Here is a 22946-nt window from a genome sequence, read left to right on the forward strand (position 1 = left end):
TTATTTCATTTTGGACATAACTTGCTGTGAGGATGGGAGATTCTTTTTCGAATGGCCCCTCCCGGAGCGGAACTGCAGGTACAGTTGGCCGGTGAAAGGTTCTGCGGGCGGGGAGGCGGCCGGCCAGCAGCTGCGCTTTGACGGAATGGCCGGAGAGGTCGAAGTATGTGGAAAGGCACACCGCCGGGGCTCATGACCGGTATCTTTCACAGATTGCATGCAGCAGGCAGCGCCGAGCTGGACGTAAACGGCTGCAAACATGGTCGTGTCGGGCGGCCAATGGAGGTCATTTAAAGCTACATCATATCATGCGTTAGTTTAGGGTTTAGTTAGGGTTTAGTTAGGGTTAGTTTAGGTTTAGTATAGGTAAAAGCTATACTAAACCTAACTTAAAGCTAAACTATAGGTAAACAAAAACTACACTAAGGGATAAGAGGGTGGTAACGGTGTATTGCGTAACATGCCTGCTACAGAGTAACAATGCAAGCATATAAAAATGCTTATATATATTTTTTTATGTAGATTTATCTTCTTAAAATAACCAACAAAGCGATGAGCAGAACTACCCTGAAAGATATAGCATTGGCACTCAATATTTCTGTTTCTACGGTTTCCAAAGCATTATCGGACAGTTATGAAATAAGTGAAGCCACTAAAAAGATCGTTCAGGAATATGCCAAAAAGCATAATTTCCAACCAAATAAGTTGGCAAGAAGCTTAAAAATAGGAAAGTCCAACACCATAGGAGTTATCGTATCCAATATCAGCAATACATTCGTTTCACAAATTTTGGATGGGATCCAAATAGCCTCTCAGCAAACCGTGTATGATGTTATTTTCATGCAAAGCCGGGAAGACGAACGGATTGAGAAAAATTGTATTGACGTCTTGCGTATGCGTGGAATTGATGGCTTAATGATAGCTCCGGTATCTTCAGATTCAAATATTGATGAACTAAAAGCATTGATAAAATCTCAGATACCAGTTGTTATCTTTGATCGTATCAACCACCAGCTTGATACATTTAAGGTGGGTGTCAATAATTTTCAAGGCGCCTACAATGCCACAAAGCATCTCACCGAGCAGGGTAAAAAAAGTATATTGCATATTACGGGAAAGAACTTGGGTGTGGCAACCGAAAGGTTAAATGGCTTTATATCTGCTTTATCAGACGCGGGAATTCCTTTTGATAATAAACACTATATTGAATGTAGTTTGAATAACACCAAAGATATAGACCAAACAATTCGAGAAGTTTTGCTAAAAGAATGTATTGAAAACAAAAATATCGATGCAATTTTCGGTGCTACAGATGTTATTACAACCCGGACGCTGGGTATTTTGGCCGATCTTCAGATCCAGGTTCCTTCTGAGGTAGCTGTAATTGGCTTTTCAAATACACAAATTGCAGCTTCATTAAATCCGGCACTATCCACAGTTGTACAGCCAGCAATAGAAATTGGGGAACTAGCGACAAACAAACTAATCGCCACCATTAATCAAACAAGACCAATACATGAATTTGAAACGATTGAGCTCCCGACACAGCTTATTATTCGCAAATCTTCCCTATAATGTTTGCCATTATAGTGTTTGTCCACATAATTAAAATAAAAGTCGGAAAATAAGAAGTAAGCGCCCCTATTTTCCGACTATCATTGCGTCTGATCTAAATTACCGCATAAGATCCCTAATCTTTACGTGAATTATTGGCATCATTCACCAATAATACCATATTCTAAACCCCGCAATTCAGCTAGCCCTCTCAGTCTTCCAATCGCAGAGTATCCTGGATTTGTCACCTTATTTAGGTCATCCAACATCTGATGGCCATGATCGGGCCTGAATGGAATAGCTATCGATCTCAATTGATTTTCAGCAACCAATATCTTCATAATTTTATACATATTGACATCACCATCCAAGTGGTCTGCTTCGTAAAAACTCCCGATCGCATCCTTCTTCACATTACGTAAGTGAACAAAGTTTACACGCCCTTTGATTTTTTCTAGGATAGCTGGCAAATCGTTTGTCTGACTGGCACCCAATGATCCTGTGCAGAAACAAACACCATTGAATTGCTGTGGAACTGCATTTAGAAAGTAGTCAAAATCTTCGCCGTTACTGGCAATGCGGGGTAAACCTAAAATAGGATACGGTGGATCATCTGGATGAATGGTCATACATATACCGTTCTCCTCACAAGTCGATGCAATCCCCTGAAGGAAATAGATCAGATTATCGCGTAAACCGTCTTTTCCAATATGTTTATAGGTATTAAGGCTCGCTTTCAATGCGTCCAATTCCACACTTTTTTCTCCGGGGATTCCCATCAAAACAACATTTGCCAATTCCTGCTTTTGCTGTTCAGAAATTTCATCATAACGTAAAGTCGCCTGTTTGACAACAGCTTCTGGATATGCTGACCTAGCTTCATCACGTTTTAATATAAATATATCAAAGAGAGCCAGATCAATCCAATCAAAATATAAGGCTTTTGAGCCATCTACCATGGTTAAATCCAATTGGGTACGTGTCCAATCCAGCACTGGCATAAAATTATAGCAAATCGTCTTGATACCACATTTCGCCAGATTAATTAACGTCGTATTATATTTTTGAATATACTCATCCACCTTTGCCCCTTTTGTCTTAATCTCCTCATGTACCGTCACACTTTCCACCACAAACCAAGTAAGGCCAGCGTCTCCAATAATGCGTTTCCTTTCTTGAATATCCGCAAGTGGCCATACCTCACCGTGTGGAATGTGATGTAACGCTGTCACAATACCAGTTGCTCCAGCCTGTTTAATATCCTGTAAAGATACGGGGTCATTTGGACCATACCAACGCCATGTTTGTTCTAGTTTTCTCATCTTAAAACTTAATTATACGCCGCACCATGCATTAAAGCCGCCATCTACAAAAACAGTTTCGCCTGTCACAAAAGCCGATGCATCGCTCAATAAATAGATTAAAGTCCCTTTTAACTCACGCGGGTCACCCAAGCGGTTATAGGGCGTTGCATTAAGAATACGTTTAGTACGATCACTATGTGTACCGTCGGGATTGATCAATAAGTTTTTGTTTTGCTTGGTTAAGAATACTCCTGGCGCAATCGCATTGACACGAACCTGATCACCGTAACGCTGCGCAAGTTCTGTTGCCATCCACTTTGTATAACCATCGATTCCGTGTTTTGCTACGGTATAACCCAAAACACGCGTGAAGGGACGACTAGCAGTAAGGGAAGATATATTAACAATGACCCCCTTTCCGCTTTCTGCAATCACCCGGCCAATAATATGGGTAGGAATCATCGTACCATACAGGTTAAGCTCAATGGCTTTGATGGTATCCTGAATATTGCTGGCAAACAGATCTTGATCGGCACCAATTGTTGCACCTGGAATATTACCGCCAACCGCGTTAACTAAGGCGTCTATTCTCCCCCACTTTTGCAACACTTCATCCTTCGCCCTGGTGACATCCTGTTCGTTCATGATATCTACTTCCACAAATATAGCTTCGCCGCCTAGGGACTCCACTTGCTGAACACGCGCTACACCGATCTGTCCATTACGTCCCAGGATTGCGACCTTGGCCTCTGCCTCGGCTAATGCCTCCACAAATGCCTCACCTAAAATTCCTGTACCGCCCGTAATTACGACTACCTTATCTTTTAATGTAAATGGATTATTATGCATAAATTTTTGATTCAAATTGGTATTTACCCCCAATTTTATTGATAATAACCTTAAATACAAAGAAAAGTAATTGATTTAATTACGATAACGTTTTAGTTACACCACCTATTTTTCATCTCCTTCTGTCATTTCGTCATCAAACAGAATCCGAATAGCAGGTGTATAGGTATCGTTATGCTGACCAGTCTTATTTGCCCAAAAAAAAGCGCATAGAAAAACCAGGGCCAACAACACACTACAACCGATAAGAATATATATTATTTCCATAAGAACTAGAGTTTACGGCGTTTGGCATACCACCTTGTCATAAGACTTGTAAAGGAGATGATGGTTACCGTACTTATTGGCATTAGAATCGCTGCAAATAACGGCGACATAATACCCTGCACTGCAAAGCTCAACCCAATTACGTTATATAATAGTGAAATGCCAAAGCTCATATGTATTACTTTTACCGCATCCTTGCTAAAAGCGAAGAAATCCGGCATTTTTGAAAATGACTCCCCATCGAGTATCGCATCGCAGCCCGGTGAAAAGTTATTGATATCATCGCTTACAGCGATTCCAAGATCAGCCTTGCGCAATGCTCCTGCATCGTTAAGTCCGTCACCAATCATGCAGACATGCTTTCCAACCTCCTGAAAATTTTGAATTGTCTCAAGCTTTTCCATAGGTGATTGATTGAAAAGCAAACTTGCATTTGAAGGAAAAATGAGCTGCAACGCATCCAGGCGTCTATCGTTATCACCAGAGATTAAATGGAGGTGATAATTTACTTTAAAATCTTCAATCAACGCCGAAAGACCATCCCGCCAGGATTGCTCCATAGTAAAGTATCCTTTTAGCTCGCCGCCTATGCGAACAAAAACCACCGACCCATCTGTTTTAATATGTCCAATATCAAGAAAACCTCCGCTACCGATTCTAACTTCATTACCATTTACCTTGGCCTGCATCCCCTTTCCAGGAAATTCCTTAAATTCCTGCACTGCACTAATAGAAGAGACGTTGAGCCACTTGACAATTTCGCGGCTCAATGGATGGCTGGAATTTCTACAAACAGCATTCAGCACCTCTTTGTCGACTGCTGAGAGGCTACCTTCGAAATAAATTGAGGTTGCCTTGGGTGATGATATTGTACCAGTCTTATCGAACACCAAGGTATCAATCGTTGCCATCTGTTCAATGGCAGCAGTATTTTTTACATAGAACTTATTTCGATCAAAAATACTTAACGCCGCAGAAAGGGTAAATGGAGAGCTCAACGCCAACGCACATGGACATGCGATAATCAATACCGCCGTAAAAGCTCCCCAAGCCCTGCTTGCATTTCCATCAACAGCCCAAAATAGCGCTGCCAATAATGCAATAGCCAATAAAACAACAGTAAAATATTTACTTATAAAGTTGACAAAAGTCTGAAAATGTTTGTCATAATCTTTATAATTATCATTATTCCACAATTTTGTCAAATAAGATTGTGAAATAGGTTTGACTACTTCAAGTTCTATCGCTTCGCCGGTTTGACGTCCGCCTGCATAGATAATTTCGCCCAAGGTTTTGCTCATCGGGCTCGATTCTCCGGTCACGAAACTGAAATCGATCGCAGCATCCCCTTTTAAAAGCATCGCATCGGCAGGGATAATTTCGTTGTTGCGAACCAAGATACGATCACCTACACTGACGTCTGCCAGTTGTACGGGTCTGTCGCCAGATTCGGTCAATACGGTTACTGCGACGGGAAAATAACTGCGATAATCCCGTTCAAACGAGATATAATAATAGGTACGTTGTTGTACCCATTTTCCGATCAATATAAAAAACACCAAGCTGCACAGCGTATCCGTAAAACCTGCGCCCGTCTGTGTAACCACTTCAAAAGCAGAACGCAAAAACAATACAAGAATCCCGAGGGCCAACGGCACATCCAAATTCAAACGTCTTTGTTTCAAGCTCAGGTAAGCCGATTTAAAATAGTCCCATGCACAATACAATAAGACAGGAATACCAAAGGCAAGGTTTATATAACCAAAGAAATTGGCATATTCCTTTTCAAAACTCCCCATTCCAAAATAATCGGGAAAGCTGAAGAGCATTGAATTTCCAAAACAGAAACCGGCAACAGCAATTTTTGCGACCAAAGGATTTAGATTATTCTTATTTCCTTCTTTAACAACATCCTGTAAAGTGATTTTAGGATCATAACCTATATTCACCAAAAGATAGACTAAATCTTTCAGTGGTAGTTCATTGTGATTGAATGTAATGCTCGCCTGCTTTTTCATAAAGTCCACACGCGATTGCAACACATGAGGGTTGAGTTTATATAAGTTTTCCAGCAGCCAGATGCAGGAGCTACAGTGAATAGCTGGAATATAAAAAGTGATGATGGTCATCCTATCATCTTTATAATCCACTAATTTACTGGCAATTTCGGGTTCATCCAGATAAGAAAAATCTTCATGCGTAGATTTGTTGGATTTACCAGGATGCTGATTATAGCGATAGTATTGTTGCATGCCACTATCGTTCAGCACCTGATATACAGTCTGACATCCCAGGCAGCAAAAGTCATGATGATCTAACCGATAGCCAGTTTCTTCGATTTTATCACCACAATGGAAACATTTTTCTGCAAGTTGTACTTCTTCCCTAAGCTCTCCCATTCCTTTGTTCTAAATTGCTTGACTAAATAATTGATTTCGTGTCCTTGAGCGCAATAATCGCTGGTCAAAGGCCATGCAGATATTTCTTAAAAAAGATCGGCCGACAACAGTACAGGCTATAAGGTCGCCCGTTATCGTTACCAAACCGTCCGCTACGAGCTCGGATAATTCGTCTTTAATTTGTCCGTTTAACGGCCCACCTTCCTGCAACTGCACTTTACCTTTACACATCATATCTAAGATATAACGTCTTATAATGAGGTCCTCTTCATGGAGTAAATGCCCCTTTACAACGGGCAACTCGCCTGTTTCAATGAGCTTATAATACTCCTCTACCGTCTTTACGTTTTGAGCAAATGCACCCCAGGCGTCACTGATTGAAGAAACCCCTATACCGATGAGCAAGGGGCTAAATCGATCTGCATAGCCCATAAAATTACGGTGCAATCTTTCCTGTTGAAAGGCGACAAATAACTCATCTTCTTTTTTCGCAAAATGATCCATACCGACATCTTCATAGCCATGCGCCAAAATCATTTTTTTCCCAAGATTATAAAGGGCTAATTTGGCAGCACCACTGGGCAGGTCAGCTTCGGTATAATGCCGTTGACCAGGTTTTATCCAAGGCACGTGCGCATAGCTATAGAAGGAAATCCGATCAGGGCTTAGCTGCATCGCTTTTTGTATCGTATCTTCCACTGTAAACAGTGTTTGCTTAGGCAATCCATAGATCAAGTCGAAGTTAATGGAGTCAAATCCAATTTTTCGCGCATTCAACATAACCAACTCCACTTCTTCCAATGTTTGTTGTCTGTTAATCACAAACTGGACAAGAGGATCAAAATCCTGTATACCCAAACTGAGCCGACGGAATCCCAAACTAAATAAAGTTTCTAAATGAGTGACAGTTGTGTTGGCAGGATGAGCTTCAAAGGAGAATGAACTGTCTGGGGCCACATCTGCGAGTTTGAGAATTCCTTCGATAAGCATCTTCAGATTATCCGGGTGAAAAAAGGTTGGTGTCCCTCCTCCCAAATGTATCTCTGCCAACACTGGCCTTTCGCCATTAAATAGAGCGACATACATTTCCCATTCCTTCAAAAGAGATGCGATATAGGGTTCTTCAACACGATGATTTTTTGTGATACGGGTGTTACAGCCGCAATAGGTACATAGGCTTTCACAAAAAGGAAGATGGATATATAAACTAATCCCTTTTTCTTTCGACTGCTGAAATGTCTGGTACACTTGAGCTGTCCAAGCCACTCTAGAAAATGTTTCGTTATCCCAAAAAGGAACAGTAGGATAGCTTGTATAGCGCGGTGCCGCTACGTTATATTTCCGCACCAATTCTTCCATTTTAACCTGCGTTGTCATCATTTTATTTTAGTTTTTTGGCACAGTCGTCTAAACAACAACAGGCTTTTCCCACACATTTTTCTATCCCCCATAGGTTGAGATTCCGAACAGTTTGCTCAGCCAATCCTTTTGGACTTTGATCTTCAAATGGGGCATTGGCAATCTGTATATTCAGATCGCCAGCCTTAGCGAGATCAATATGAGTAGTATCCTTACTTCTGGTCATAATCTTACTGATTCCTAACCCTTTTAAATTAAGTAGCATGCTCTCGTCCAAAATATCGCTCACGGAAATCACTACCGCATCCTTTCCACGCGCATAGTTCTGTGTTTCCGCATTTAACCCATTTGAAATCAAAGTCAAATCATGTTGTTTGGCATTCGCTAGTGCCCAAAACTCTTTTTCAAATGATCTTACATTATATACTACTACTTTCATCCTGATTCTACAATCACCAATTAAGGTTTATCCTAAGAACAAAAGTAAATCATGCATAAGCGCAAAACCATGATACAGCACCACACCTTAAAATGATATTTATCACAATTTGCAAATGCCTCTGACTATAGGCGCTGGTTATAAAGCTTCATTCAGAGCAACGACCTGCCCTTTCAGAAAAAAGGCGTGTTCAGAAAAACTGAACACGCCTTTAAAATATTATTTTTAAATCTCCGTTTCTTTACCTACTGTTTCACATCTCGAAGGTTCCTGATCGAATTGATATATATTTTACCTTTCTCTTTCGATATCAATTTTTCTTCTTTAAAATCTGAAAGCATACGGGAAACTGTTTCATTTGCAGTGCCTGCGATTGACGCCAAACCATCCCTTGTCACATCTATCGAACACGTATTGACGGCATTGATATTGATACCACTTTTCTCGGCAACACTGAGTAGCGCATTGGCGACACGTTTACGAACAGAGTGATAGGCAAACCCGAGTAATTGCTCTTCCTTTTCACGTAAATCGACAGAAAGAAGCTTTATAAACTTACTGGCTATTGCTGGTTTTTTCCAAAGCAACTCCAAAAAACTATCTTTTGGGATCAGTACAATTTCGCTTGGTTCAACCGCTTCAGCATAGTCTTCGTAATTATCATTCAACAAGATAGAGGCATAACCAAAGTAATTTCCCTCAATAAAAATACCTGTAGACAGTTCTCTTCCATCTTTATATGACTTAAAGCTACGCACCTGACCAGATTTCACAAAATAGACATATGTTGGCGAATCATCTTTTTCATAAATAGATTGTTTTTTCTTCACTGTCTTTACACGTGAATTAACAATGAGCTCCTGCAGCAACAGGACTTGCTCTTCGGCGTTCAAACTAAAATCTCCCTCTTGAGGGATATCTGCCGCGAGCTGTTCATGTCTTTTAAGGCGTACATCTATAGCGTTCATCAATTCGACATCATCAAAAGGTTTCGTCAAATAATCGTCTGCTCCCATTTCCATCGCTTTACGCATATCTGCACGCTCCGCTTTTGCAGTTAAAAAAATGAATGGGATTTTAGCTGTACTTTCAATTTTACTTAGCATAAATAACACCCCATATCCATCCAGCTCGGGCATCATGATGTCGCAGAGAATCAAATCAGGAATATGCCTGGTCGCCAGGTCAACTCCAATACGTCCATTTTCGGCCGTAATGACATCATACCTACCTGTCAACTCCAATATTTCGGTAGTTCCCTCCCGGATGTCAATATTATCTTCAATAATTAGAATTGTCTTTTTATTTCTCATCTGCAATTAATTATTCTATCGTCTTTATGTTTGAAACGTTTATGCCTCGTTTTATTACCAACTCCACTTTACCTAAAACTCACCCGGAATGAGGTTCCCTTATGCACTTCAGACTCAAATTCCATCTGACCTTCCATGAGTTCTATATACCTTTTTACGATATTCAGTCCTAATCCGGTTCCCGGGATGTTACCTGTGTTATGTGCTCGAAAAAATGGCTCAAACAAATGAACCTGATCTTCTTCGGGTATTCCAATACCGTTGTCCTTTACTGATATTAAGCAACCTTCCTCGTCGATACACGTTGTAAACTCAATTAATGTATCCTCTCCTGAATATTTGATCGCATTGGAAATGAGGTTGACCAAAGCATTTTTCAACAAATTAGAGTCTAAGGTAAAGTGCCCGATTTCTCCGGTATGCTGATATACAATATGCTGATTTTTTTTACAGATCAACTGCATTTCTTCGGTGATTTCCTCAGCTAATTCGACCAAATTAATATACTGCTTATTTACCACAACAATACCAGTTTCGAGCTTTTCAAGGGAAAGAAAATCATTCAGAATACTGGTCAGCAATTGTACGGCCCCTTTGATCTTATTCGTATGTTTAATGATATTAACTTTATCATCCGGTCTTTCGGCATATTTTTCGATCAGAGAAGCCGACAGTTGAACGGAACTCAAAGGTGTTCGAAACTCATGCGAAGCCATTGACACAAAGCGAGATTTTAGCTGACTTAGTTCAATTTCTTTTTCCAGCGATTTAGAAACTTCTGCTTTGGCCTTTTCCAGTTCGGAAACTAAAGATATCAGATCACTCGTACGTTCGCTAACTTTATTCTCAAGTTCAACCGCATGCTGTCTAAGCATATCCTCGGCAGCTTTCTCACGCGTTAGGTCATGAATAAATCCAGTAAAGATATTTTTATCCTTCAACCAGACTTCACTGACAGCCAATCGGAATGGAAATGTTTCGCCATTCTTTTTAAGCCCCATCACTTCGCGCCCAATCCCAATAATTTTTTTGTGGCCGGTAGTCTGATAGTTATGAATATAGGTATCATGATTACCGCGATCTGGCTCGGGCATCAGCATGGAGACATTGTGGCCAATCACCTCGTCTGCCTGATATCCAAACAGTTCCAGGGCAGCAGGGTTAATGCTTTCTATATTTCCCCTGTTGTCTATGGTAATAATGCCATCAATTGCATGATCAATTATAGCAGCTAACAGCCTTCCGCTTTCCATGATTTTATATTACTTTACCAGTTTTTTGTATTTAATGCGGTGTGGTGTCACGTCACCGATACGTTTTTTCCGGTTTTCTTCATACTCGGTGTAGTTACCCTCAAAGAAATATACCTGTGAATCACCTTCAAAAGCGAGAATATGAGTACAAATACGATCCAGAAACCATCTATCGTGTGAAATCACTACCGCACAGCCGCCAAAGTTCTCTAATCCTTCCTCTAAGGCACGCAGTGTATTCACATCGATATCGTTCGTAGGCTCATCGAGCAAGAGTACATTGGATCCTTCTTTTAATGTGATCGCCAAATGTACACGATTCCTTTCCCCACCAGAGAGCACACCTACTTTCTTCTGCTGATCAGCACCATTAAAATTAAATTTCGAAACATAAGCTCTCGAATTCACGGGGCGGTTACCCAACATCATATTGTCGCTGCCTCCTGTAATATTTTCCCAAACTGATTTTTCAGGGTCGAGGTCGTGGTGCATTTGGTCCACATAGCCCAATTTCACTGTTTCTCCCACCTTGAAAGAACCCGTATCTGGCGTTTCCTGTCCTGTAATGAGGCGGAACAAGGTCGTTTTACCCGCTCCATTTGGTCCAATAATCCCAACAATACCCGCGGGCGGCAACATAAAACTTAAATTTTCAAATAAAATACGATCACCATAAGCTTTAGAGATATTCGTTGCCTCAATGACCGAGTTACCCAGACGTGGTCCTGGAGGAATAAACAATTCCAATTTTTCTTCACGTTCTTTGGTCTCTTCGGAGGCTAATTTTTCATAGTTATGCAATCTAGCTTTTGATTTGGCATGACGAGCTTTTGGTGCCATACGAACCCATTCAAGCTCACGTTCGAGCGTTTTTTGCCGTTTTGTTTCTTGTTTTTCCTCCTGCGCCAGACGTTTTGCTTTTTGATCTAGCCAAGAAGAATAATTTCCTTTCCAAGGAATTCCTTCGCCACGATCCAATTCAAGGATCCATCCGGCAACATTATCCAAGAAATAGCGGTCGTGGGTAACGGCAATAACAGTTCCTTTATATTGTTTTAAGTGTTGTTCTAACCAATCGATTGATTCCGCATCCAAGTGGTTGGTCGGCTCGTCCAGTAACAGCACATCCGGTTCCTGCAACAATAAACGACATAACGCTACACGTCTACGTTCACCACCTGACAAATTGACAATCTTCGCATCGGGTTCAGGACAACGTAAGGCATCCATAGCTCTTTCCAATTTTGAATCAATTTCCCAAGCGTTGGTGGCATCAATTTTATCTTGAAGTTCTCCTTGTCTCGTCAATAACCTGTCCATCTCATCGGCATTTTCATACACCTCTGGTAGGCCAAATTTCTCATTGATATCTTCGTATTCTTGTAATATTGCTGTAATTTCGGCAACACCTTCCTGTACCACTTCAAGCACAGTTTTTTCTAGATCCAATTGCGGCTCTTGTGCCAAATAACCCACAGAATACCCCGGGGAGAATACCACCTCGCCCTGATAAGATTTATCCAATCCAGCGATTATTTTCAATAGGGAAGATTTACCTGATCCGTTCAAACCAATCACGCCAATCTTGGCACCATAGAAAAAAGATAAATAGATATTTTTTAACACTTGTTTTTGAGGCGGATAGATTTTGTTGACACCCGCCATCGAAAAAATGATTTTCTCGTCTGACATAAAATTTAAAAAAATTCGAAAACTCTTGTTATATTAACATACAAATGTAATCTTTTATACTGACATTTTGGACGTATAACGGTCATGGCTTAATTGTTGATGACATTATTTAAAATAAATTTAAGGTTTAAAATGCAGAATTTACTACATTTATATATCCTTAATATAAAACAGAAAGGTATTCAATGGAAGCAAAATTTTCACCGCGCGTAAAGGATGTCATATCGTACAGTAGAGAGGAAGCTTTGAGATTGCGTCACGATTATATAGGAACAGAGCATTTATTGCTCGGTTTAATTCGTGAAGGCGATGGAATGGCGATAAAAATCCTTAAAAACATAGGCATTGACACGACAGCACTACGTCAATCTGTGGAAGACGCAGTGAAGGGAGCATCAGTTTCACGCGCTCCTATTGGCAACATGCCATTAACAAAACAGGCTGAAAAAGTTTTGAAGATTACTTATTTGGAGGCTAAAATATTCAAATCGGATATCATCGGAACGGAGCACCTATTATTGGCTATCTTACGAGATGAAGATAATATCGCTTCTCAGATTTTACAACAATACAATGTGACTTACGACATCTTCAAATCTGAAGTGGAGCAAAATAGAACCACCATTAAGGATGAGGCTCCGGGCTCTCCTACAGGCGATGATGATTTTGCTGAGGATGATCAGTATGTCCAACCTAAAAAGGTTTCGGATATCAAATCTAAAACTCCAGTATTGGACAACTTTGGCCGCGACTTGACCAAAGCTGCCGAAGAGGGTAAATTAGATCCTATTGTAGGTCGCGAAAAAGAAATTGAGCGTGTTTCTCAAATTTTATCCCGACGCAAAAAGAACAATCCCCTATTGATCGGTGAACCCGGAGTAGGTAAATCGGCGATTGCGGAAGGTCTTGCTCTTCGGATCGTTCAACGAAAGGTATCACGTGTATTATTCAACAAGCGGGTCGTCACATTGGATCTCGCATCCTTGGTTGCTGGCACAAAATATCGTGGTCAGTTTGAAGAGCGTATGAAAGCGGTCATGAACGAACTGGAAAAATCACCGGATGTCATTTTATTTATCGATGAGATTCACACGATAGTAGGTGCAGGTGGAGCTTCAGGATCGTTAGATGCTTCCAACATGTTTAAACCGGCTTTGGCAAGAGGCGAAATTCAATGTATCGGTGCAACAACATTAGACGAATACCGTCAATACATTGAAAAAGATGGTGCTTTGGACCGTCGTTTCCAACGCGTAACCATTGAGCCGGCTACACATGACGAAACGGTTGAGATATTGAACCGTATCAAAGAGAAATATGAAGATCACCACAATGTGACTTACACGCCCGAAGCTATTGAAGCCTGTGTATCGTTAACAACCCGTTATATTACGGATAGGTTTTTACCAGACAAGGCAATCGATGCTTTAGACGAAGCTGGCTCTCGTGTGCATTTGAATAACATACATGTACCACAATCTATTATCGACATTGAAAATAAAATTGAAGAGGTCAAATTAGAGAAAAACAAGGTTGTTCGGAGTCAAAAATACGAAGAGGCAGCGAAGTTGCGTGATACAGAAAAGAAATTGATCGAAGAGCTTGAGAAAGAGAAAATAGCTTGGGAAGAAGAAACAAAATCTAAACGTTATACTGTTTCAGAGGAAAATGTTGCTGAAGTAGTGGCGATGATGACCGGTATTCCTGTGCAACGTGTTAGTCAGTCTGACGGTCAGAAACTGTTGAATATGGCGGAGCTGATGAAGGGAAGAATTATTGGTCAGGATGATGCTGTAGGAAAATTGGTGAAAGCAATCCAACGTACACGTGCAGGCTTGAAAGATCCTAAAAAACCAATTGGCTCCTTTATCTTCTTAGGTCCTACTGGTGTTGGTAAAACAGAATTGGCTAAAGAATTAGCCCGCTTTATGTTCGATACGGAGGATGCGCTTATTCAAATCGACATGAGTGAATACATGGAGAAATTTGCAGTCTCCCGCTTAGTTGGAGCGCCTCCAGGATATGTTGGATATGAAGAAGGTGGACAATTAACGGAAAAGGTACGTCGTAAACCTTATGCAGTCGTCTTACTGGATGAGATTGAGAAAGCGCACCCCGATGTTTTTAACCTTTTGTTACAGGTATTGGACGAAGGCCAATTAACCGACAGCTTAGGCCGCAAAGTGGACTTTCGAAATACCATTATTATTATGACGTCTAATATTGGTGCACGCCAATTGAAGGAATTTGGTCAAGGTGTGGGTTTCACTACTGCTGCAAAGTCACAACAGTCGGATGCACATTCTCGTGGAGTAATTGAAACAGCTCTGAAAAGAGCCTTTGCTCCAGAATTCTTGAACCGTATTGATGATGTGATTGTATTTAACTCATTGACGAAGGAAAATATCTTCAAAATCATCGATATTGAATTGAAGTCATTATTCAAGCGTATCGCAGATTTGGGTTATACCATCAATTTGACGGATGAAGCAAAAGATTTCATTGCGGATAAAGGTTATGACAGTAATTTTGGAGCACGTCCATTAAAAAGGGCAATCCAAAAGTATTTGGAAGACCCAATTGCGGAAGAAATCCTAAAAGGAACTGTACAAACTGGTTCGGTGTTGACGGTGAGCATTAATCCTGAAACGAAAGATATTGAGGTATCTAGTTCAGATTCTAAGTCTTCAAAAGATACTGCTGAGAAGTAAGCTATAGTCGTATCTAAAAATAATTTTATAAAAATGCACCTTTATGGTGCATTTTTTGTTATAAACAAAGTTGACGTTAAACTATCGAACCATTTTATCGTCATATAATAAAAAATCTCACAAATAACACAAACAATATGAAAAGACTTTTATTCGCAGCATTACTTGGAACCGCAGCTTTGGTTTCATTTTCTTCTTGTAAGAAGGAGTACGTTACCAACTATCTGCCTGGAGTTAGTTATGTAACAGCAGTTCCTTCAAACGGCTGGGTTAGAGACAGCAATAATCCATATAACTTTCGCCATGAGCTTAAATTTGATGAATTGGACGCTAAATATTTTGACTATGGCCATGTAGGAGTCGCTATAACCTTCAATTATGATCCAAGTAAAGGTCATGCAACGTCTTATACAAACATTCCCGCTGAATACATAGGAAATTACAGTTATACGATAGATTATGAAGTAGGCTTTGTAATCATATATGCTTCTTATGTTGGTACTCCTCCTGTCACTGGCGCACCACTTCCCCCTCCAAATATGTATGCTAAAATTACATTGACAGATGCTGATAATGGTGGAAACTAAACAAAGAAGGTCTTATAAAATTAAGACCTTTTTTAGCATCTAACTATTTAGAACTGATTAATGTCAGATGATCAGTTCTATTTTACCCCTTCAACAACAACTCGGCATGTTCCAGCGCAGCATCCGTTGGATTGGCCCCGCTGAGCATCTGCGCTATTTCAGCAACCCTACCCGCAGTATTCAATCGAACAATGTTGGATATTGTCCGATTGGCTTTATCTTCTTTGTACACTTTATAATGCGCAGCACCTTTAGCGGCAATCTGGGGTAAATGTGAAATAGCAATGACCTGCATATTCTCCGCTAGACTTTCCATTACTTCACCCACACGCAACGCTACCTCACCAGAGATTCCGGTATCGATTTCATCAAAAATAATAGTCGGCAAGGCTGAAGTTTTGGCAACTAATGATTTTATGGCTAACATTACCCGTGAAAGCTCACCTCCAGAGGCCACCTTATGGATGAATTGCATTTCCTGCCCTTTATTGGCAGAGAACAAAAATTGGATAGCATCCATTCCGGATTCCCGCATCTCTTCTTCCTTTAAGGGCTCTAAATTAATTTGAAGACGTGCATTGGGCATTCCCACATTTGCTAAGGTAGCTTGCACTTCTTTTGCGATTAACGCCAACACTTTGCTCCTGCTTACTGATAGCTCCCTAGCATTTTTCTGAGCAATGTTCAATTTAACGACTACCTCTTTTTCCAGCCGCTCCAATTGCTCATCGGAAGAATTTATGGCCATCAACTTGGACTCAAGCTCATCCCTGAGCCGAATAAGCTCCTCAACGGAGTCCACATGATGCTTCTTCTGCAATGAATAGAGTAAGCTCAGTCGCTCGTTAATTTCCAACAAAGTGCCCTCGTCGATTTGTGTCTCTTCTTCAAGCGCACTTAACTCTGCGGCAACGTCCTTGAGCTCAATCCATGTGCTCTTTAACCGCGCAGCCAAATCTGCTGTTTCAGGAAGAAATGAAGTGATACCTTCCACTTGGTTCATAGCGTCCTTCAAACGGCTTAAAACAGCCGTATCATCATTTTCCAATAGCTGCGATGCACCGGTTAGCGCGCGCTTAATATCTTCTGCATTTTCCAATTGGCGCTGTTGTATTTCAAGCTGCCCCTGTTCATCTGACACCAATTGCGCTGCATCAAGTTCATCAAATTGGAACTGAAAATAATCTTGTTCTAATGCAGCCTTTTTTACCAGCTCCTTAAATTCTTCGAGTTCCTTTTTGGCTTTCTTATAAGCAAAGAAACTATCTCGATAATCTTGCTTTAATGCAAATGTGCCCGCGACACTGTCGACCACTAAAAATTGGAACTGTTCTGTATTGATCTGCAATGTTGCATGCTGAGAATGTACATCGATCAATTGTTCACCCAACTGCTTGAGAATAGTTAGGGTAACGGGAGAATCATTAATAAATGCTCGGGATTTACCATCTGGAGTGATTTCTCTTCGAATAATGGTATGATCTGCATAGTCTAGGTCATTTTCTTCGAAAAAATTGAGTAATTTGTAGGAACCTATTTTAAATTCTCCCTCAATCACACACTTCTTCGTTGGATCGAAAAAGTACTTTCCCTCTACTCTATTTCCTAAAATTAACGATAGGGCTCCCATAATAATGGATTTACCAGCCCCAGTCTCCCCGGTAATCATATTCAAACCTTTGTCGAACTGGATTTCCAACTCGTTTATAAGCGCATAATTTTTAATATGTAAGGTATCCAGCATATTTTTAAAGGTCTTATTACAGTTTGGAGGAAATACCTTTCCTCATCATTTTGCATGTTAACATGACTTTTTCTACAGGTAATTTACCTAAAAATCAGACGATTTCAATACATTTTATTAAAAACATAGCTCCTCTGATCTATTGACATATCCGCACGTAACATTTACAAATACTAAATACTAAAAATAATATCATTTTTCCAAATTTAAAACTACTTTTTTTAGTAAAACAATTCTATTTTTGACAAAAGAATGTCGACATGCGCTTTATTAACATGAATAAATTCCTATTTTTATGTCATGCAAGATTATAGTGCTACACTAAGAAAATACATGCCCGAAGAAGCTGCTCCAATCATATCCAAGTGGATTAATCATACGCAGTGTTTATTTAAGATCTCTCGTTCCAGGAGTACCAAGCTAGGAGATTACCGCGCTCCGTACAGAGGAAGCCCGCACCGTATCTCGGTTAACCATGACTTAAACTCTTATTCATTTTTGATTACGACGATTCACGAATTTGCACATTTACAAACGTGGAATAAACATCAGCATCGTGTCAAGCCACACGGTACGGAGTGGAAAAATAATTTTAAGGAACTAATGAGACCATTTCTAGAACTGAATATTTTCCCAACCGACATTAGCCAGGCGATTCACCGCTATATGGAAAACCCCGCAGCATCGAGCTGCACGGACCTCCACCTGTTTCGTACCTTAAAGTTATATGACAGCGTCAAAAGCAGCGCCCTTACGGTAGAATCCTTAGAGGATGGGCACTTCTTTAAATTAAAAAATGGGCGTTCATTTCAGCGTATTGAAAAAATAAGGAAACGTTATAAATGCATGGAATTGACCAGCAAGCGTATGTACCTATTCCATCCAATTGCGGAGGTATTTCTGTTGGAACAATGATTTTTAACAAATACATTCAATATATTTTTATCTTTGCTAACTTAGGAAATAATTAAAGAGAGCTTTTATGTTACATTTACACTCGACTATAGCAATTGTCTTATTGCTAGCCCTGGTGATATCGATCGTGATCACCCTATCAAACTATCTAGGCAACAAACCGTACAACCGTAAAATTGCTTTATTGGGTTTCATCGCATCGCATATTCAATTAGTGGTGGGATTGATTTTATTCTTTTATTTAAAGTACCCTTCGATGATCTCTGGTGCTGTAATGAAAGATCCTTCGTTACGATTTAAAATCATCGAACACCCATTGACCATGATTATTGCTATTGTATTGATCACCATTGGTTATTCTAAAGCTAAAAAGATTGAAAATGCAAAAAAAGCAAATCAAACCGTTTTGATTTTCTTCATCATCGGTTTAATCTTGATGCTTGCTCGTATTCCTTGGTCTACCTGGTCTCTTTTCGCTTAATAGCACGCGACACACGATATAAAAAAAGCCTTCCAAATTGGAAGGCTTTTTTTATATATGATATTTGTATTTGACAATCCACCTGTATTGTTAACGTCCTAGATCATTTGCTTTATACGTCACAAAAAAAGCCTCAGTAAACTGAGGCTTTAGATATCTTCGCTGAGTAGTAATTAGTCACGGTTTTTTCCAAATCCCAAAATTCCGAACACGGTTTTGAAAGCGATAAGTGCGCCTACGATCATGGAGATGTTAGCTATCGCGGAAAACAAAAATGTTTGTTGACCCATAGACGTACAAACATCCGGTACAAAACGGATAAATGTACCTATTAAACCTAAAGCGATCGCTACTACCAATGTTTTGTAGTAATGTGTTTGATTCGCATTATTATCAGTTGTCTTTGGACCTCTTGGTTGTACAGTTTCTGCCATTTCAATTTCGATTTTATTCGATACAAATGTACAAAATAATCTATGTTAGAAAAATAAAAATTAAAAAAGCAGCGATCATCAATTATTCAGTATATTTCTGTTCATATTTTTCTATTTTTCGCCTGTAATCATGCGGATGCTCTTTCGTAATATGATATCCACCACAGTGTATGCAACCGTACGTATAGCGTTGCTTTGGCTTTCCTGCCCCACTGCCATATCGGTGCTTCCTTCGATTTTTTCCCCGTAGCCACTTCTTATAGCACCATTTTAACCAATGAATAAAAAAGCTTGCTTCGCTCCTACTATTAAAACGCACCTTTCCGGTTGCGCGACATTTACGTCGCTCAATCAAGCTATTGATTTCAAATTTTCCCATATCATTTATTCTGAAAAAGGAGAAGGCACACGCATCATATGGAAGAAGAAAAATGCGCGGAAAGGCAGCACCCGAAAAACTGACAGACCTCTGCTCGAACTTCTTAAAACTTGGATAGAACAAAGCTATTTTGACAGACAAGTTAATGCCTTGGAAATTTTCAAAAGGCTTAAAGCAGAATTAAGCATTAAATTTAGAGTTAGCGACATTGAAAAGTGCATGAAGATTCTATGTGGTAGCCGTCAAGCTCTACTGCAGAAAGATTCTATTGATGGAGTGCTGAGGTATTGGAAGGAAGAACTCTAAAAGAAGTGATGTGACAGTTCAATTTACAATACCATTTTATCGGCTAGAATTAAGCGAATTAAAATCATTTACTTTATTTTCTTATCAAAAAATTGTATTTTAATCATAAATTATATCCCCATGAAACGCCTATATATCTTATTTAATTTGTTATTTTTATTTTCTATAACAGTGACAGTAAAAGCTAGGATCTCCTACCATAGAAACTATCCTAACCATTTAACTGACACACTTTCTGATGATATCCGAAAGTATATTACACAATTAGCTGTTTCGGAAGGCTTAGATAAAAGCTCCATTAAAATAAAAACTGATAGCTGGGGAGAGGTAACCGTTTCAGACAACTGGGGTAAAAGTATCAAATACAGCAAAGACCACTGGAACGGATATACAAAAACGGATAACAACGGACTTAAAACATCAGTAAAACAGGATCTTTCCGGCAATATAGTCGTAAAATATAACGAAGGAAAGGAAAAAACGGTCAGGAAAAATATAAGTGGAGATTTTGATATTCCAGATTGGAGTCCGTCCACTAACTTCATGAATACCCTTGAAAATTTGAAGATCCGTGACAGCCACGGCAACCTCACTACTATTTCAAAAAACATCTTCGGCGGTTTAGATATCAGTGATGCGAGTGGCAACCACGCCACTGTATCTAAAAATGTTATAGGTGGCTTAGACTTTCATGACAGCCAAGGAAATAGTAGTCGTATATCAAAGGATGTTCTAGGAAACCTGACAATTGAAAATAACACGGGTAAAAGCACAACCATTATAACAGACATATTGGGCGGCAAAACAGTTGAAGACAACAAAGGGAGCGGTGTTTCTGTAAGAAAGTATATATTTGGAAATTATGAAGCCAGCGATAACAATGGAAACCATGCGTCCATAAAAAAGGATATCTTTGGAATAGTAATTATGGATGATCCAAAAGGTATTTTGGAAACTGTAAAACTTCAGCTAATCGAAGATTTAATGCAGGAGTAAAGTCAGCATAAACAATTTCAATAAACCTAAAAGCAATTATGAATGATACACAAGATTTATATTTATCAAAAGACATTTTACCCATATTTGATTATACATTAAACTCAGATAGTCATTCGGCGCTCTACAAACTTCTACAAAATCCATTATCATCTATCTCCCAAATCAACGATAGACAAACAATCCTAAAACAAATTATTTTGTCCATATCACGCGGGAATGACTACTATTACACTAAAATTGAGTATGCAGATTCACATAAGTTCTTATGTCATTTCCCACTAGAGTACCTAAAAAAAGTTGATTTTCTGACTTACAAAGTCAAAAAACGTAAGAGCAACATCTTACTTGGCGAGTATGCGCAACTAATTAACTTCTTATCCAAGCTTGAAAATGATCTCACAGGAAATATTGACCTGAATGAATTTCCCCATAAATATCAAGAGGATCTTAGGTTTGTCATAAACTATCTCCACTCCTTCAAACTTCGACACTTTACATCCAAAATCCGTAAAGGTACACTAGGCTATATTTCCATCCAGGAGCTAAACGCTATTGTTTCTGAAAACCGTAAAAATGGTGATACGCTTTTATTTTTTGAGAAACTAGCTCTTTTAGAAGCTTATTTTTCAATCGGGAAAGCAATTTATAAAAACAATTTTCAGTTCGCTACAATGAATGAATATTGTTTTCAACTCACAGAACTATATCACCCATTGCTATCTAATCCTGTAAAAAATGATATCGTTATAAACAACAATATCGTACTTATTACAGGTGCAAACATGTCCGGAAAATCAACACTGCTTAAATCCATCGGCTTATGCGTTTACTTGACTCATTTGGGATCAGCTATGCCTGCCAGCGCTGGAACCATTCCTTTTTATGATAATGTATCGATTCAAATTAATCACAGCGATGATCTAAAAAATGGTTATAGTCATTTTATGAAAGAAATTATCAAATTGAAAAACGTTGTTCATCAAGCGCATGAGGGTAAACGATGTTTCGCCATTTTCGACGAGCTATTTAAGGGGACCAACTATGAAGATGCATTGGTTATAAGTGTAAAAACGATCAAGGGTCTTCAAAAGTTTGTTACTTCTACATTCTTTATCTCTACTCATATAATTGAATTACGGCAAAAAATTGCAGAAGCCTACGTCCAAGTGAGCCCATACTATATAGACTGCAAGATTGTCGAAGAGACGCCATCTTTTTCCTATGTATTGAAAACAGGATGGTCTAATCTGCAAATAGGTCAATTATTATTCAACAAAGAAGGACTAAATAGTCTTTTAGATTGACAAGAACATCCATTGATTGACAGAGAGTGAGGGATTACAAAAATTACAGCTATTATGAGTTATTTTAATAGTGAAGAGGAATAAAATAAATACAGATGCTATTACAATTAAAAATACAGATTAAAGGGATAACAAAACCACCAGTGTGGCGAAAGTTATTAGTTCCCGATTATTTCACGTTTGACCGTTTACATCAAGTGATACAAGAAGCATTTGGCTGGCAAAACTATCACCTTTATCAGTTTTCGCCGAAAGGTTTTGGATCATATCCTGAGATTGCCATAATTGACGAAGAGTGGGACGAAGGAAATACCGAAGATGCCGAATTGTTAATATTGAAAGACATTTTAAATCAGACAGGGCAAAAGTTCACCTACATCTATGATTTTGGTGATAGCTGGACACATCAAATTGTGGTCGAGGACATTCTAGACAAGCATGTATTAAAAGCGGAGTTACTGGAGGGAAAAGGTGCTTGCCCACCGGAAGATTGCGGAAGTACTTGGGGATATCAAAATGTAAAGGATGTCATGAAAGATATACACCATGAAGAACATGATGAGATGCGAACCTGGCTCGACTTAGAAAAAGGTGAAAAATGGGATCCGAACTACTTTGATCTCCAAGCTGCAAAGAAGAGAGTAGCAGCGGTATAGT

20 protein-coding genes are annotated in these 22946 nt (G+C 39.4%); 9 read left to right on the forward strand and 11 right to left on the reverse strand.

What is annotated here, in order from left to right:
• Positions 1-552 precede the first annotated feature (552 nt).
• A complete protein-coding gene (locus tag B2W36_RS04780) occupies positions 553-1575 on the forward strand; it encodes a LacI family DNA-binding transcriptional regulator (RefSeq protein WP_293886574.1) in 1023 nt (340 codons plus the stop codon).
• Positions 1576-1715: 140 nt separating this feature from the next.
• On the opposite strand, the gene uxuA is transcribed toward B2W36_RS04780, so the two are convergent.
• From uxuA to ettA, 9 genes are all read right to left on the reverse strand, one after another.
• Positions 1716-2876: a mannonate dehydratase gene (gene uxuA, locus B2W36_RS04785; protein WP_293886575.1), complete on the reverse strand. Its 1161-nt coding sequence runs from the start codon at positions 2874-2876 to the stop codon at positions 1716-1718.
• Positions 2877-2888: 12 nt separating this feature from the next.
• Complete coding sequence (locus B2W36_RS04790; protein ID WP_293886576.1) at positions 2889-3707, reverse strand: SDR family oxidoreductase; 819 nt, start codon at positions 3705-3707, stop codon at positions 2889-2891.
• Positions 3708-3812: 105 nt separating this feature from the next.
• Positions 3813-3974, reverse strand: coding sequence for a cbb3-type cytochrome oxidase assembly protein CcoS (gene ccoS / locus B2W36_RS04795; RefSeq protein ID WP_209579138.1), 162 nt, complete (start codon positions 3972-3974; stop codon positions 3813-3815).
• A 5-nt stretch (positions 3975-3979) separates the two neighbouring features.
• Positions 3980-6373 (reverse strand): heavy metal translocating P-type ATPase, encoded by a 2394-nt coding sequence (locus B2W36_RS04800; protein WP_293886577.1) that lies wholly within the window; start codon positions 6371-6373, stop codon positions 3980-3982.
• Positions 6374-6382: 9 nt separating this feature from the next.
• On the reverse strand, positions 6383-7753 hold the full coding sequence (hemN, locus tag B2W36_RS04805; protein ID WP_293886578.1) for an oxygen-independent coproporphyrinogen III oxidase: 1371 nt from the start codon (positions 7751-7753) through the stop codon (positions 6383-6385).
• Position 7754: 1 nt separating this feature from the next.
• Positions 7755-8171 (reverse strand): lactate dehydrogenase, encoded by a 417-nt coding sequence (locus B2W36_RS04810; protein WP_293886579.1) that lies wholly within the window; start codon positions 8169-8171, stop codon positions 7755-7757.
• A 245-nt stretch (positions 8172-8416) separates the two neighbouring features.
• The gene (locus tag B2W36_RS04815) at positions 8417-9484 is read right to left on the reverse strand and encodes a response regulator (protein WP_293882368.1); all 1068 of its coding nucleotides are present in this window, start codon (positions 9482-9484) and stop codon (positions 8417-8419) included.
• A 68-nt stretch (positions 9485-9552) separates the two neighbouring features.
• Positions 9553-10737: a PAS domain-containing sensor histidine kinase gene (locus B2W36_RS04820; RefSeq protein ID WP_293886580.1), complete on the reverse strand. Its 1185-nt coding sequence runs from the start codon at positions 10735-10737 to the stop codon at positions 9553-9555.
• Between the two features lie 9 nt (positions 10738-10746).
• Entirely contained in the window at positions 10747-12429 is a 1683-nt protein-coding gene (ettA, locus tag B2W36_RS04825; RefSeq protein ID WP_209579133.1) for an energy-dependent translational throttle protein EttA, read from the reverse strand.
• Positions 12430-12614: 185 nt separating this feature from the next.
• Between ettA and B2W36_RS04830 the strand changes: the two genes are divergently transcribed.
• Entirely contained in the window at positions 12615-15140 is a 2526-nt protein-coding gene (locus tag B2W36_RS04830; protein WP_293886581.1) for an ATP-dependent Clp protease ATP-binding subunit, read from the forward strand.
• Between the two features lie 137 nt (positions 15141-15277).
• Positions 15278-15727 carry a hypothetical protein gene (locus B2W36_RS04835; RefSeq protein WP_293886582.1) on the forward strand — a complete coding sequence of 150 codons (450 nt, stop codon included), beginning with the start codon at positions 15278-15280 and terminating at the stop codon, positions 15725-15727.
• A gap of 82 nt (positions 15728-15809) precedes the next feature.
• Here B2W36_RS04835 and recN read toward each other — a convergent pair whose 3' ends face one another.
• Positions 15810-17471 carry a DNA repair protein RecN gene (gene recN, locus B2W36_RS04840; RefSeq protein WP_293886583.1) on the reverse strand — a complete coding sequence of 554 codons (1662 nt, stop codon included), beginning with the start codon at positions 17469-17471 and terminating at the stop codon, positions 15810-15812.
• A gap of 300 nt (positions 17472-17771) precedes the next feature.
• Between recN and B2W36_RS04845 the strand changes: the two genes are divergently transcribed.
• Together B2W36_RS04845 and B2W36_RS04850 are read left to right on the forward strand one after the other, a co-directional pair.
• Positions 17772-18386, forward strand: a complete 615-nt coding sequence (locus B2W36_RS04845) for a sprT domain-containing protein (protein ID WP_293886584.1) — start codon at positions 17772-17774, stop codon at positions 18384-18386.
• Positions 18387-18453: 67 nt separating this feature from the next.
• Positions 18454-18867 (forward strand): hypothetical protein, encoded by a 414-nt coding sequence (locus B2W36_RS04850; protein ID WP_209579128.1) that lies wholly within the window; start codon positions 18454-18456, stop codon positions 18865-18867.
• A gap of 173 nt (positions 18868-19040) precedes the next feature.
• Here the strand turns inward: B2W36_RS04850 and B2W36_RS04855 are convergent, their stop codons facing one another.
• Positions 19041-19301: a hypothetical protein gene (locus B2W36_RS04855; RefSeq protein ID WP_209579127.1), complete on the reverse strand. Its 261-nt coding sequence runs from the start codon at positions 19299-19301 to the stop codon at positions 19041-19043.
• A 277-nt stretch (positions 19302-19578) separates the two neighbouring features.
• On the opposite strand from B2W36_RS04855, the gene B2W36_RS04860 reads away from it, so the two are divergent.
• The 4 genes from B2W36_RS04860 (at position 19579) to B2W36_RS04875 (ending at position 22945) form a co-directional block, all read left to right on the forward strand.
• Positions 19579-19986 carry a hypothetical protein gene (locus B2W36_RS04860; protein ID WP_293886585.1) on the forward strand — a complete coding sequence of 136 codons (408 nt, stop codon included), beginning with the start codon at positions 19579-19581 and terminating at the stop codon, positions 19984-19986.
• A gap of 120 nt (positions 19987-20106) precedes the next feature.
• Entirely contained in the window at positions 20107-20982 is an 876-nt protein-coding gene (locus B2W36_RS04865) for a hypothetical protein (protein WP_293886586.1), read from the forward strand.
• A 38-nt stretch (positions 20983-21020) separates the two neighbouring features.
• On the forward strand, positions 21021-22289 hold the full coding sequence (locus tag B2W36_RS04870; RefSeq protein ID WP_293886587.1) for a MutS-related protein: 1269 nt from the start codon (positions 21021-21023) through the stop codon (positions 22287-22289).
• A 95-nt stretch (positions 22290-22384) separates the two neighbouring features.
• Complete coding sequence (locus B2W36_RS04875) at positions 22385-22945, forward strand: plasmid pRiA4b ORF-3 family protein (protein ID WP_293886588.1); 561 nt, start codon at positions 22385-22387, stop codon at positions 22943-22945.
• The last annotated feature ends 1 nt before the right edge of the window (position 22946 follow it).

This window comes from Sphingobacterium sp. UBA3549 (assembly GCF_002376635.1).
In the GTDB taxonomy this organism is placed as follows: Bacteria; Bacteroidota; Bacteroidia; order Sphingobacteriales; family Sphingobacteriaceae; genus Sphingobacterium.